This window comes from Kribbella sp. NPDC031520 (assembly GCF_055580825.1).
Map to the genome: position 1 here is coordinate 690,129 of NZ_JBVIKS010000001.1, position 13,210 is coordinate 703,338.

General features: G+C 69.3%; 11 protein-coding genes. 6 read left to right on the plus strand and 5 right to left on the minus strand.

The genetic code is table 11. The features are described from left to right. Positions 1-38: 38 nt before the first annotated feature. From ACZ5BU_RS03405 to ACZ5BU_RS03420, 4 genes are all read left to right on the plus strand, one after another. Positions 39-1,217, plus strand: coding sequence for a sensor histidine kinase (locus ACZ5BU_RS03405; protein ID WP_465695171.1), 1,179 nt, complete (start codon positions 39-41; stop codon positions 1,215-1,217). After that, entirely contained in the window at positions 1,218-1,886 is a 669-nt protein-coding gene (locus ACZ5BU_RS03410) for a response regulator (protein ID WP_465695172.1), read from the plus strand. It begins immediately after the preceding gene. 98 nt (positions 1,887-1,984) lie between these two features. Then, complete coding sequence (locus ACZ5BU_RS03415) at positions 1,985-2,764, plus strand: ABC transporter ATP-binding protein (RefSeq protein WP_465695174.1); 780 nt, start codon at positions 1,985-1,987, stop codon at positions 2,762-2,764. Between the two features lies 1 nt (position 2,765). Next, complete coding sequence (locus ACZ5BU_RS03420) at positions 2,766-5,231, plus strand: ABC transporter permease (RefSeq protein WP_465695176.1); 2,466 nt, start codon at positions 2,766-2,768, stop codon at positions 5,229-5,231. A gap of 40 nt (positions 5,232-5,271) precedes the next feature. Here ACZ5BU_RS03420 and ACZ5BU_RS03425 read toward each other — a convergent pair whose 3' ends face one another. Both ACZ5BU_RS03425 and ACZ5BU_RS03430 read right to left on the minus strand, forming a co-directional pair. Further along, a complete protein-coding gene (locus ACZ5BU_RS03425; RefSeq protein ID WP_465695178.1) occupies positions 5,272-5,619 on the minus strand; it encodes a VOC family protein in 348 nt (115 codons plus the stop codon). Positions 5,620-5,622: 3 nt separating this feature from the next. Beyond that, the gene (locus tag ACZ5BU_RS03430; RefSeq protein WP_465695180.1) at positions 5,623-6,402 is read right to left on the minus strand and encodes a methyltransferase domain-containing protein; all 780 of its coding nucleotides are present in this window, start codon (positions 6,400-6,402) and stop codon (positions 5,623-5,625) included. A 98-nt stretch (positions 6,403-6,500) separates the two neighbouring features. Here ACZ5BU_RS03430 and ACZ5BU_RS03435 point away from each other — a divergent pair, with 98 nt between their 5' ends. Next, entirely contained in the window at positions 6,501-6,992 is a 492-nt protein-coding gene (locus ACZ5BU_RS03435) for a MarR family winged helix-turn-helix transcriptional regulator (protein WP_465695181.1), read from the plus strand. A 376-nt stretch (positions 6,993-7,368) separates the two neighbouring features. Here ACZ5BU_RS03435 and ACZ5BU_RS03440 read toward each other — a convergent pair whose 3' ends face one another. Beyond that, positions 7,369-9,195, minus strand: a complete 1,827-nt coding sequence (locus ACZ5BU_RS03440; RefSeq protein ID WP_465695183.1) for an ABC-F family ATP-binding cassette domain-containing protein — start codon at positions 9,193-9,195, stop codon at positions 7,369-7,371. A gap of 213 nt (positions 9,196-9,408) precedes the next feature. Between ACZ5BU_RS03440 and ACZ5BU_RS03445 the strand changes: the two genes are divergently transcribed. Continuing rightward, positions 9,409-10,257: a fructosamine kinase family protein gene (locus ACZ5BU_RS03445; protein WP_465695184.1), complete on the plus strand. Its 849-nt coding sequence runs from the start codon at positions 9,409-9,411 to the stop codon at positions 10,255-10,257. Here ACZ5BU_RS03445 and ACZ5BU_RS03450 read toward each other — a convergent pair. Together ACZ5BU_RS03450 and ACZ5BU_RS03455 are read right to left on the minus strand one after the other, a co-directional pair. Further along, complete coding sequence (locus ACZ5BU_RS03450; RefSeq protein WP_465695186.1) at positions 10,241-12,124, minus strand: GTP-binding protein; 1,884 nt, start codon at positions 12,122-12,124, stop codon at positions 10,241-10,243. The genes ACZ5BU_RS03445 and ACZ5BU_RS03450 overlap by 17 nt on opposite strands. Positions 12,125-12,270: 146 nt before the next feature. Next, the gene (locus ACZ5BU_RS03455) at positions 12,271-13,203 is read right to left on the minus strand and encodes a 4-(cytidine 5'-diphospho)-2-C-methyl-D-erythritol kinase (RefSeq protein WP_465695187.1); all 933 of its coding nucleotides are present in this window, start codon (positions 13,201-13,203) and stop codon (positions 12,271-12,273) included. Positions 13,204-13,210: the final 7 nt, after the last annotated feature.

Here is a 13,210-nt window from a genome sequence, read left to right on the forward strand (position 1 = left end):
TGACCCCCACCAGCGAGCCAGCCCGTACCCTGGCGGGCATGACGGGGATGTTGACCGCGCGGCCGCTGCCTGCCCGGAGCAAGGCGTTCGACCTGCTGCTGGCCGGCGGTCTCTGCATGGTGTTCGGCTTCGTGTCGCTGGCCCAGGCACATCTCGGCGGCCTGCTCGCGTTCGGCATGCTGGTCCCGCTGATCTGGCGCCGGACCCACCCGGAACTGGTGTTCTTCACCGTCTGCGCGGTCGCCACCCTGCAGTGGCTGGTCGGGGTGGAGCTGCAACCCGGCAACGTCGGCCTGCTGGTCGCGCTGTATGCGATCACCGTGTACGGCGACGTACGCCTGAGCCGGATCGCCCTCGGCATCGGCGGTCTCGGCGTACTGATGGCGGTCTCGCGCTACTGGGCCAACTCGGACTGGAAGCAGCAGGTCACGACGATGGGCGGGCTGGCCGCGCTCGTCTTCGGCGTCTGGGCGTTCGGCGAGCGCCGCCGGACCCGGGGCCTGTACGTCGCCCAGCTCGAGGAACGGGCCGCCCAGCTCGAGAGGGATCGCGACCGCGAGGCGAAACTGGCCGTGAGCAACGAACGGACCCGGATCGCGCGCGAGATCCACGACGTGGTCGCGCACGGCCTCTCGATTATGATCGTCCAGGCCGACGGCGGGTTGTACGCCGCCGACCAGTCCCCCGAGGCCGCGAAGAAGGCGCTCGCGACGATCGGCGACACCGGCCGCGCGAGCCTGACCGAGATGCGCAAGATGCTCGGTCTGCTGAAGCAGGACGAGCAGTCGGACCTCGGCCCGCACCAGCCGCGTCCGCAGCCCGGCGTCTCCAGCCTCCCGGAGCTGATCGAGAACGTCCGCGCGGCCGGGCTCCCCGTCGAGTACACGGTGACCGGTCAGCCCCGCGAGTTGCCCGCACTGCTAGGGCTCACGGCGTACCGGATCGTGCAGGAGGGGCTGACCAACACGCTGAAACACGCCGGGCCGGGTGCGCGTACGTCCGTCACGCTGGACTTCGGGCGCGAGATGCTGACCGTGGTGGTCACCGACGACGGCCGCGGAGCCGGGGTCGCGCCGAGCACGGATCCCGGTCACGGTCTGGTCGGGATGCGGCAACGCGTCTCGGTCTCGGGCGGTACGGTGAACGCCGGACCGAAGGCCGGCGGCGGTTACGAGGTGATCGCCCGGCTGCCGTACAACCTGCCCAACGGAGGGTAAGTGACAGACGACGTCATCCGGGTGTTCCTTGTGGACGATCAGGAACTCGTCAGGGCGGGGTTCACGATGCTGGTGGACTCGCAGGCCGACATGCGGGTGGTCGGGCAGGCCGGTGACGGCGGCGAGGCGGTCGAGAAGATCCAGGTCACCACGTGCGACGTCGTCCTGATGGACGTCCGGATGCCGCGCCTGGACGGCGTCGAGGCCACCCGCCTGCTGAACTCGTTGCCGGAAGCACCCAAAGTGATCGTACTGACCACCTTCGACCTGGACGAGTACGCGTTCGCCGCGATCAAGGCCGGCGCCGCCGGCTTCCTGCTCAAGAACACCCCGCCTGCGAACCTGCTGACCGCGATCCGCCAGGTGTACTCCGGGGACGCCGTGGTCTCCCCCAGTACGACCAAACGCCTGCTGGAACACTTCGCCGGCGCCCTGCCCGACACCCAGACCGAGCGCCCGGACCTGGCCGACCTGACGGCCCGCGAACGCGAGGTGCTGACCGAGGTCGCCCGCGGCCTGTCGAACACCGAGATCGCCAAGCTCTTCACGTTGTCCGAGGCAACGGTCAAGACCCACATCGGCCGGATCCTGGCCAAGACCGGGCTCCGCGACCGGGTCGCCCTGGTCGTCCTGGGGTACGAGACCGGCCTGGTGAGACCGACCAAGTAATACCCAGGTCGTACGCACACTGCAGTCTGCGGTCCGACGAGATCCGGCGCGCCGCTCAGTAACTTCTTCAGCAACGTTCAGTTGAGCTGAGGAGTGACATGAGTTTGCAGACCGGGCAGCCGGCGGTGGGGCGGTTGCGGCAGGACGGGGAGCCGCGGACCGCGATCCGGGCCCACGAGCTGCGCAAGGTGTACGGGCAGGGCGACACCGCGGTCGCGGCGCTGGACGGCGTCGGCGTGGATTTCGGCGTCGGCCGGTTCACCGCGATCATGGGCCCGTCCGGGTCCGGCAAGTCCACGTTGATGCATTGTCTGGCCGGGCTGGACACGCCGACCAGCGGGCAGGTGCTGCTCGGCGAGACCGAGCTGACCCAGCTGGCCGACGCGGAGCTGACCAAGATCCGCCGCGACCGGATCGGGTTCGTGTTCCAGTCGTTCAACCTGCTGCCGATGCTGTCCGCGAAGGACAACATCCTGCTGCCGCTGGAGCTCGGCAACCGCAAGCCTGATCAGCAGTGGCTGGACACGCTGATCGACGTGCTCGGCCTGGGCGACCGGCTCACGCACCGCCCGTCGGAGCTGTCCGGCGGTCAGCAGCAGCGGGTCGCGGTGGCTCGGGCGCTGGTCGGCCGGCCGGAGGTCGTGTTCGCCGACGAGCCGACCGGCAACCTGGATTCCCGCTCCGGCGCCGAGGTGCTCGGCTTCCTGCGCCGTTCGGTCCGCGAGTTCGGCCAGACCGTGGTGATGGTGACTCACGACCCGCTGGCCGCGTCGTACGCCGACCGGGTCGTGATGCTGGCCGACGGCAAGCTGGCCGGCGAACTGCAGCAGCCCACCCCGGAGAGCGTCCTGGACGCGCTGCGGCAGCTGGGGGCCTGACGTGCGACGTTCACTCCTCTCCTCGCTGCGCGCCCACCTGGGCCGCCTGGTCGCCGCCTGCCTGGCGATCGTCCTCGGGGTCGGGTTCGGCGCGCTCGCGATGATCGTGCACTCGTCCGCGTCGCACGGCATCGACGAGACGATCGGTGCGCAGTACAAGGGGGTCGACGCGGTCGTCTCCCCGCAGAACGCGACGATCTCCCCGGCCGACATCGCCGCGGCGCAGCGGCTCCCGCAGGCGTCGTCGGTGGTGACGCTGAGCACGGCGTACATGAACATGGCGTTCCCTGACCTGGTCCGCCCGGTCGGTACCCAGATCGACGCGCTCTACGACACCAGCGTGATCGCCGGGCCCACTACGTCGTCCGGCCGGTTGCCCACCGCAACGAACGAGATCGCGCTGCCGTCCCGGCTGGCCGCCAAGCACAAGCTCGGCATCGGCGACCAGCTCCGGATCAGCTCGTTCGACGGCAAGTCCTGGACGCTGAAGATCGTTGGCCTGGTCAACGACACGAACTCGGTCGGCCCGGCGTCCGCGGTCGCCACCGCCGCCGCCGTGAAGACCTTCGCACCGGACGCGTTCGTCGGCGGGATCGGTCTCGCGGCCAAGCCCGGCGTCTCGCAGACGCAGCTCGCCGACGCCGCGCGCGGCGTGATCTCGGACGGCCTGCTGGTGTACACCGGTGCGGAGTTCGTCCAGCACGAGGTGGAGAGCTTCACCCACGGTATCGACGTGCTCGGCGGCGTGTTCGGGATGTTCGCGCTGATCGCGTTGTTCGTCGCCTGCCTCGTGATCGGCAACACGTTCACGATCGTGATCGCCCAGCGCACCCGCGAGATGGCGCTGCTGCGCTGCGTCGGCGCGTCCCGGCGGCAGGTGTTCACGTCGGTCCTCGCCGAGGCGAGCATCGTCGGTGTGGTCGCGTCCGCGATCGGCGTCGTGTTCGGCGTCGCCCTGTCCGCGCTGGCGCTGACGCTGTTCCGCGAGTTCGACTGGGGCATCCCGCGGGTACCGCTGCACCTCGACGTCGTGTCGGTGTTCGTACCGCTCCTGCTCGGTACGGTGGCCACGCTGATCGCGGCCGTCGTACCGGCGCGGCGGGCGACGAAGGTGGCGCCGCTGGCCGCGCTTCGGCCGGAGGTCGCTCCGGCGGCCGGGTCGAGGGCCGGCGTACTACGTCTGCTCGCCGGCTTCCTGTTCCTCGCCGGCGGCGGTGTCCTGCTCGCAGCCGGTGCGGCGATGCACCAGGTCATCATCGGTGCCGCGGGCGGCGCGATCTCGTTCCTCGGCATCCTCGCGCTCGGTTCGCTGCTGGTACCGGCGCTGATCCGCCTGATCGGCGCACTCCCGGCCCGCGCCGGCGGCGTACCGGCCCGGATCGCGGTCGCGAACGCCATCCGGAACCCGAAGCGGACCGCGGCCACCACGTCGGCGCTGCTGATCGGCGTGACGTTGATCAGCCTGACCTGCGTCGGGATCGCCTCGGTGCAGAAAACGTTCGACGTGTCGATGAACGGGCAGTACCCGGTCGACCTGGTGGTGACGGCGTACAAGGAGAAGATGCCGGCCTCCGCCGAGCAGCAGCTCCGCGACATCAAGGGCATCACCCAGGTCGTCCCGGTCAGCTCGGTGGACGTCAAGGCGGGCGGCCAGGACATGTCGGTCACCGGGATCGACCAGGACAAGGCCGGTTCGGTGATCCACAACCAAAGCCTTGCCGGGCAGCTCAAGCCCGGTACGGCGCTCGTCGCCTACCGCACCATGGAGGGACTGAAGCTGACCGAGGGCTCGCAGCTCACGCTGGTGTCCGGGCAGCACAAGGTCAGCCTCACGGTACGGATGTCGGTCGGGCATCTCGACCCGATCACGATCACCTCGGCCGATCTCACGAAGCTGGCGCCGAACGCGGCGACGACCGGGTACTGGCTGGCGTCGGACCCGAAGGCGAACGGTCCGGACGTGATCGACGCGGTGCAGCAGTCGATCCCGAGCGTGAAGGACCTCGGCGTCGACGGCGGTCTGGCCGAGCGGTCGACGTACACGAAGATCTTCGACGTACTGCTGATCGTCGGGATCGGGCTGCTCGGGGTCTCGGTACTGATCGCGCTGGTCGGCGTCGGGAACACGCTCAGCCTGTCGGTCCTCGAGCGGACCCGGGAGAACGCGCTGCTCCGCGCGATGGGCCTGTCCCGCCGTCAGCTGCGCCGGATGCTCGCCTTCGAATCGTTGATGATGGCGCTGGTCGCGGCCGGTCTCGGGATCGTCCTCGGGCTGGTCTACGGCTGGACCGGGACGAGTGCGCTGATGGGCGGGCAGACGGTCACCGGTGGTGTCGAGTACGCCGTACCCGGGACGCTGCTGATCGCGATCGCCGCGGTCGCCGCGGTGGCAGGCCTGCTCGCCTCGGTGCTGCCGGCCCGGCGCGCCGCGAAGGTCGCTCCGGCCGGCGCGCTGGCCACCGAATGAGCCGGCGGCTCGCCCGGCTTGAGGGGGCCGGGCGAGCCGCTTACACAATCTCGACGCGATTCCCGTGTCCGTCGGCGGTGTGAAACCGTCGGCGGCCGGGAATCGTCTCGTTGTCCCACTGGACCGGATAACCAAGCCGGGCAAGCCTTGCCGCCAACGCATCCAGATCGTCGACGGCCAACGCCGGATGCGCTTTCTTCGCCGGAGCAAACGCCTTCTCGACCCCGACGTGGATCTCCGCGGCGTCGGCCTTGAACCAGCACCCGCCGCGCGGTTTCAGCAGCTCCGGCTTCTCCACCTCGGTCATCCCGAGCGCATCGCGGTAGAACGCCCGCGCCACGTCCTCGCCACCGGGCGGGCACGACACCTGCACATGATCGAGTCGCATCGGTCACCCCTTCTTCTGCGCAACGGCGAAGATCCGCCGGAACGGCAGCAGCGTCCCGTACTCCTTCTGCGGATACGCCTCCGCCAGCCGCGCACCGTACTCCGCCTCGAACGCCGGCCGTACGTTGTCCGGCAGCGACTGCAGCACCGGCCGCGCCCCGGTCCCCTTCACCCATTCGAGTACGGCGTTGTCGCCGGACAGTACATGGAAGTACGTCGTCTCCCACGCGTCCACCACACAGCCTTCCGCACTGAGCGCCTCGACGTACTCGGCCGGCCCAGGTACGTCGGGGCGCAGCGACGCGTCCTTTGCGTACTCGGCGTACGGCGGGGTGTTCGCCAGTTCGCGGAGGATCGCGTGCGACGGCGCATTCCCATTGCCCGGGATCTGGATCGCCAGCCACCCGCCCGGCCGCAGCGCCCGGACGAACCCGGGCAGCAGGTCGAGCTGCTCCGGGACCCATTGCAGCGTCGCGTTGGTGACGATCACGTCGAGGTCGGAGCCGGACCACTCCCGGACGTCACCGAGCTCGAAGCTCAGGTGGTCGTCGGCGTACTGCGCGGCCGCGTCGAGCATCTGCGGCGAGCTGTCGATCCCGCGAATGGTCGCGTCCGGCCAGACGTCGCGGAGCGTCGCGGTCAACGCCCCCGGACCGCAGCCGAGGTCGACGACGGTCCGTACGTCGGTGGCCCGGACCCGCTCGACCAGGTCCCGGAACGGCCGCGCGCGCTCGTCGGCGTACGTTCCGTACTGCTCCGGACTCCACACCGGTGACCTGCGCATGACGTCCACCTTCCCTCAACGATTTATCTTGACATCGAGATACTCTAGACCTCGCAGTTGTCTTGATGTCAAGAGTCTTGATCGGTACGCTCGGAGCCATGGAGGACGAGGTCGATCGGCTGATCGAGGCCTGGCGGCGGGAACGCCCCGACCTCGACGTGGCACCGATGGAGGTGCTGTCCCGGGTCAGCCGGCTGGCCAGGCACCTGGACCGCGCCCGCAGCCAGGCGTTCGACGCGCACCAGCTCGAGTCCTGGGAGTTCGACGTTCTCGCCGCCCTCCGCCGGGCCGGTACGCCGTACCGGTTGTCGCCCGGGAAATTACTCAAGGAAACGCTTGTCACATCCGGCACGATGACAAACCGGGTCGACCGCCTGACTGCGCGCGGACTGGTCGAAAGGCTCCCGGATCCGAATGACCGGCGCGGCGTACTGGTCCAGCTGACCCCGGCCGGACGGGACAAGGTCGACGCCGCCATGGCAGGCCTGCTGACCCACGAACGCACGCTGCTGGGCGGTCTCAGCGACCGCGACCAGCAACAGATCGCCGGCGCACTCCGCGAACTGGTCCGCCCGTTCGAAAATGATTGATCCGAACAAACCCTTTGCCGGCTCCGACAAAGCGGCCGGTCCAGTTCGGCAAAGTTGAATTGTTCCGGAATTATCCGAAAAGACGAACGTCACTTCCGCCCTGTTTCGATCGTTGCTAGTTGCAACAAGATCGAGAGACTGCTGTAGCCGACACAACTCCCGACCCGCACTATCGTCATCACAGTCAGTAGTCGATCGAACACAAGGTGACTCTCGGCGGCAAGAGGTGGTCCGCCGAAAGATGGTCGCGCGGTGTCCGGGGCTCGGGGCCCGAACAACGCCGGCCGACTCGGGGCCCGCTCACCCAGCAGCTCGGCGTACCCCTCCGAATCAACAGGGGATCGGAGGGGGCGCCGCGCGCTTTTCCCTCGAACTGCTACTGTTCCGCGCGTTCCGCGGCCTCGAACCAGGCCGTTTCCAGCTCGCCGCGTTCGTCCGCGAGCTTGCGCAGCTCGGCGTCCAGCTCGGACAGCCGCTCGTAGTCGCTGGCGCTCGCGGCCAGCTGGTCGTGCAGCTTCGCCTCGGTCTCGGTGAGCTTGGCGAGCTGCCGTTCGATCCGGTTCAGCTCCTTCTTCGCCGCGCGCGCCACTGCCGCGTCAGCCGTCGGACGCTCAACCACCTGGGTATTAACGACGGTTCCCGGCAAATCCGTGGACACTTCCGCCGCCGGTGTCAATGCATTGGACGTGGCCCGCCGCGGAATTCCGGCTTCGAGTTCCTCGAGATACTGATCGACGCCGCGCGGCAGGTGCCGGACCCGGCCGTCGCCCATGATCGCGTAAACCATGTCGCTGACCCGCTCCAGGAAGTACCGGTCGTGGGTGACCGTGACGACGACGCCCGGCCAGCCGTCGAGGAAATCCTCCAGCACGGTCAGCGTCTCGACGTCCAGGTCGTTGGTCGGCTCGTCCAGGATCAGTACGTTCGGCTCGTCCAGGAGGATCCGCAGCAGCTGCAGGCGGCGCCGCTCGCCGCCGGACAGGTCCGAGATCCGCGTGGTCAGCTTGTCGCCGGTGAACCCGAACCGCTCGAGCAGCTGCGACGACGTCAGCTCACCGCCCTTGCCGGCCAGGGCCGCAGTACGGCGGATCGCGGTGATGTGGTCGAGCACCGTGACCGTGTCGTCGATCTCCTCGAGGTTCTGCGACAGGTTGGCGACCCGGACCGTCTTGCCCTGTTTCACCACGCCGTGGTCCGGCGGGAGTTGCCCGGTGAGGACCCTGAGGAACGTGGTCTTGCCGGCACCGTTCGGGCCGAGCAGCCCGATCCGGTCCGCCGGGCCGAGCCGGAACGTGACGTGGTCGAGCATCGTGCGATCGCCGTAGCTGAAGCTGACGTCCTCGGCGTCGAACACGTCCTTGCCGAGCCGCGAGGTCGCGAGCTGGGACAGCGCGAGCTTGTCGCGCGGCGGCGGCTCGTTCTCGATCAGGGCATTCGCGGCGTCGATCCGGAACTTCGGCTTGCTCGTCCGGGCCGGTGCGCCGCGGCGCAGCCAGGCCAGCTCCTTGCGCAGCAGGTTCTGCCGCCGCTCCTCGCTGACCTGGGCGCTCCGGGTCCGCTCGGCCTTGGCCAGGACGTACGCCGCATAGCCGCCGTCGTACGACGTGACACGGCCGCCCTGGACCTCCCACGTGTCCGTGCAGACCGCGTCGAGGAACCAGCGGTCGTGGGTGACGACGATCAGCGCACCGGCCCGGTCGACGACGTGCTCGGCCAGCCAGCTGACCGCCTCGATGTCCAGGTGGTTCGTGGGTTCGTCGAGGATCAGCAGGTCGACCTCGATGAGCAGCAGCCGGGCGAGCGACGCGCGCCGGCGTTCACCACCGCTCAGGCTGCCGACCAACGCCTGGTGATCGATCTCGCCGAGCAAGTGCTCCATCACCGTGCGTGCCCGCGGATCGGCCGCCCAGGTGTAGGTCTCGACCTCGCCGAGGACCGCGTGCAGCACGGTGTGCTCCGGGTCGAGGTCGTCGCCCTGCCCGAGGTACCCGAGCCGCAGGTCGCGATTGTGGGTGATCCGCCCACTGTCGGGCTGTTCACGTCGGGCCAGGACCTGCAACAGCGTCGACTTGCCGTCGCCGTTACGCCCGACCACGCCGATGCGCTCACCACGGCCTACGCCGAGACTGACCGAGTCGAGCAGTGTGCGGGTCCCGAAGCCCTTCGAAACAGCTTCCAGATTGACCAAGTTAGCTACCGCCATAACGCGCCCAAGGGTAGCCGACGCCGACCCTCATGCCAGGATCGTCTCGTGTCCCGTGAGCGATGTAGGTTGAGCGATAGCGGTGTCCAGGTGCGTGCATCGGGGTGCTTGGTCAGTGGCCTCGATGCGGAGCATCGTGGGCGCTGAGCAAGTGCCCCGAGGTGCGTGCCTGGGCGCCGATAGCGCCAACCTACATCGCTCACGGGACACAAAGTGCTGACTGCTGCCTGGCTCGATGGCCTGTCCCTGGGCGAACCGATCACCGCCGATCCGCTGGAGGGCGGGTACGCGAGCAAGACCTTCCGCGTCCGGACGACGCGCGGCCGCTCGGTGGTCGTGAAGACGCAGGACGACGTACCGCCGGACCTGTACGCTCTGGAGGCCGACGGCCTCGACGCACTCCGCACGCCCGGCGGCTTCGCCGTACCGGAGGTGTTGCGGGTCACAGCGCAGTACATCGTGATGACCGATCTCGGTACGGCGCAACCGTCGCCGACGTACTGGGAGGACGCGGGCCGGGCGCTGGCGTTGCAGCACCTGCGGACCGCGGACAAGTTCGGGTACGACCGGGACAACTACCTCGGCGTACTGCCGCAGCGGAACCCGTGGACGACCGACGGGCACGCGTTCTTCGCCGAGCACCGGCTGCTGCGCTACCTCGAAGAACCGAACTGCCACCACCAGCTCTCTTTCGAGGATCGCCGCCGCCTGGAACGCGTCGCCAACCGTCTGCACGAACTCGTTCCACCCCAGGCGCCGACCCTGCTGCACGGCGACCTCTGGCACGGCAACCTGCTGCCGTCACCTGCCGGAGGACCCGCCCTCATCGACCCGGCGGTGTACTACGGCTGGCCGGAGGCCGATCTCGCCACCCTCCTCATCTACAACAACCTCTCCCCGACACTCTTCACCGCGTACGAGGAGGTCCACCCGCTGACGCCGGGCTGGCGCGACCGCCTCCCACTGCTGCACCTCCGCGAACTTCTCTGCATCACCGCCCACACCGCGAATGTCCCGGACACGGTCGCCGAGATCCACACCATCCTCAAAGACTTTGATTGAGGTGCAGGAGGTACTGCTTCTCGTTGAGGGGGTTGCCGTCGGTCCGGTTCCGGATCGGCGGCGGGGCCGGGACCGGGCGGTAGCTGTCGAAGGTGGTCGCGAGGAGCGCCTCGCCGCGGCCGAGGTGCGGCAGCTGGGCCTCGAACGCGTAGGTGCTCGCGGCCGGGATCGTGCCCTCGAGACGGGTCTGCGTGACCTGCATGACGACGCCGCGGTGTTCGGCGACGTGCGCCATCATCCGCGCGACGGTGTCCGGCGGGACGTCCAGCTCGAAGTGGTTCAGCGGCTCGAGCACCGTCGTACCTGCCTCGGCGATCGCCTGCATCAGGATCAGCGGGACGAGGCGGCGGAAGTCGGCGGCGACCGTCACCGGGCTCCAGTACGCGGTGTGGGTGAGGTCGATCCGGATGTCCGGGATCTCCCAGCCGTACAGGCCTTGGTGCAGCGTCTGCCGTACGGTCTCCTCGATCGCGGTGTGGAACGCCCGCGGCAGCGCACCGAGCTCCACCTCCAGGTTGTACTCGATGCCCTCGGCAACTGGTGAGACGCGGAACCCGACGCCGGCCGCCCACGGGCCTTCGGTGATCTCGCGCAGCGCCGAGCCGGTGCCGTTCAGCCGCTCGACGTGGATCGGTGTCGTCTCGCTGAACGTGACGCCGACGCCGTACTCCGAGTCCAGCAACGAGGCGATCACCTCCTTCTGCACCTCGCCGTACAGGCTGACGGTGATCTCGCCGATCTCGTCGGCCTTCCGGACCCGGATCAGCGGATCCTGCTCGGCGAGCTGCGTCAACGCCTGGAACAGGCGGACCCGGTCGCGTGCGCTGACCACCGTCTCCAGCGTCGGCGGAGCGAACAGCCGCTGCGTGTACGACGTACGTACGCCGAGCTGATCACCGATCCGGATGCTCTTCAGGCCCCGCAGCGCCACGATCTGCCCGGCCTCGACGCGCTCGGCCGGCTGCCGGGCGCCGTCGGCGTACACCTCGACGCCACTCGGGCGGGTCTGGTACTCCGGGCCGTCGACCGGGTGGATCGCGACCGGCGTACGGGCGGTGAGCGTGCCGGAGACGATCCGCGCGGACGCGAGCTTCTGGCCGGCGGCGACGCGTTCGACCTTGAAGACCCGGGCCCGGAGCTCGTCGGCCGGCGATCCGGTGGCGCGAGGCAACCACGTACGGATGCCGTCGATCAGCTCGGTGATCCCGACGCCGGTCATCGCGGATCCGAAGTACACCGGGTGGGTTTCGGCCTTCGCGACCTGCCGCTGCAACTCCGCCGCCTGGTCGACGGGGCCTTGCAGATAACGCTCCAGGAACTCGTCGTTGCGTTCGGCAAGCAATTCGCCGAGCTCCGGACGGTGCAGCGGGAGCAGCTCGACCGCGGCGGCTCGCGTACCCAGCTCCGCGACCGTCGCCATCGGTACGGCGGCCGGCGTCAGCAGGCGGCGAATGTCGGCGAGCAGGTCGTCGTACCGCGCGCCAAGCCGATCGACCTTGTTCACGAACAGCAGCGTCGGGATCCGCAGCCGGTCCAGCGTGCGCATCAGCAACCGCGTCTGCGGCTGCACGCCCTCGACCGCGGAGATCACCAGCACGGCGCCGTCCAGTACCGACAGCGCCCGCTCCACCTCGGCGATGAAGTCCGAGTGGCCGGGCGTGTCGATCAGGTTCACCGGCAGGTCGCCGAGCCGGAACGCCACCACCGCGGAGCGGATCGTGATCCCGCGCCTCCGCTCGAGCTCCATCGAGTCGGTCCGGGTGTTCCCGTCGTCGACCCGGCCCACCCGGTCGACGACCCCGGCGGCGAACAGCAGCCGCTCGGTCAGGCTGGTTTTACCGGCGTCGACATGCGCAACAATGCCCATCGTCAGAGATTTCAAGAGTCCTCGCGAATGCGTCGAAACGATCAGTACCGATGCGGTAGATCGATCCGCGGCGCATCCCGGTCTCCTGTCAGTCTCGTGAGTACTCACCCGGACGGTAACACCGCCCGGGCGCGGGGACGAGCGAATTAACGGCTGACGATCGCCGGGAGGATGCGGGCGCCCGGGACGGGGCCTTCGGCCTGGCGGACCATGCGGCAGAGTCCGGACTCGGCGAGGTCGACGGCGAGGTCGACGGCGCTGCGGCTGTCGGCGGCGAGGAACAGGCAGGTCGGACCGGAGCCGGAGATCTGGGCGGCCAGCGCGCCGTGGTCCAGGCCGAACTGGAGGGTGTCGCCGAGCTCCGGGCGGAGCGCCAGCGCGGCCGCCTGCAGGTCGTTGCTGAGGGCAACCGCAAGGGCGCCGGGCTGCCCGGACAGCAGCGCGGACATCAACTCCGGACGGACGTGCGGCGGCTCGACCCGGCGCAGCGGCCGCATCCGGTCGAGCTGGCCGTACACCTCCGGCGTGGACAGCCCGCCGTCGGCGATCGCGAACACCCAGTGGAAGGTCCCGCGGGACATCACCTCGGTGACCTGTTCGCCGCGGCCCTGACCGAGCGCGGTGTGCCCGACCAGGCAGAACGGAACGTCGCTGCCGAGCTCGGCCGCGTGGTGCTGCAGCTCGGTCTGGGTCAGCTGCAGGCCCCACAGCCGGTTGCACGCGACCAGCGTCGCGGCCGCGTCGGTCGACCCGCCGGCCATCCCACCCGCGACCGGGATGGTTTTGCGGATCGTCAGGTCGACACCCTCGTCCACGTCGTACTCGGCCTGCAGCAGCTGCGCCGCCCGGACCGCGAGGTTCGTCTCGTCGGTCGGTACGTCGTCCGCGAAGTCGCCGGAGATCTCCACCGAGACCTCGCCGTCGTCGTCGCGCAGTACCGCGGTCACATCGTCGTACAGGGCAACGGCCTGGTACACCGTGGCAAGCGGGTGGAACCCGTCCGGGCGCGGCGGACCGACGGACAGACCCAGATTGATCTTGGCCGGCGCCCGCACCGTGACCTCAGCAGAAGGTGGCACGTCGGAC

Excerpts from the sequence above, each read along its gene's own strand:
- ACZ5BU_RS03450 (WP_465695186.1), bottom strand. The coding sequence starts at position 12,124 with ATGGGCATTGTTGCGCATGTCGACGCCGGTAAAACCAGCCTGACCGAG.
- ACZ5BU_RS03415 (WP_465695174.1), top strand. The coding sequence starts at position 1,985 with ATGAGTTTGCAGACCGGGCAGCCGGCGGTGGGGCGGTTGCGGCAGGAC.
- ACZ5BU_RS03435 (WP_465695181.1), top strand. The coding sequence starts at position 6,501 with ATGGAGGACGAGGTCGATCGGCTGATCGAGGCCTGGCGGCGGGAACGC.
- ACZ5BU_RS03405 (WP_465695171.1), top strand. The coding sequence starts at position 39 with ATGACGGGGATGTTGACCGCGCGGCCGCTGCCTGCCCGGAGCAAGGCG.
- ACZ5BU_RS03430 (WP_465695180.1), bottom strand. The coding sequence starts at position 6,402 with ATGCGCAGGTCACCGGTGTGGAGTCCGGAGCAGTACGGAACGTACGCC.
- ACZ5BU_RS03440 (WP_465695183.1), bottom strand. The coding sequence starts at position 9,195 with ATGGCGGTAGCTAACTTGGTCAATCTGGAAGCTGTTTCGAAGGGCTTC.
- ACZ5BU_RS03425 (WP_465695178.1), bottom strand. The coding sequence starts at position 5,619 with ATGCGACTCGATCATGTGCAGGTGTCGTGCCCGCCCGGTGGCGAGGAC.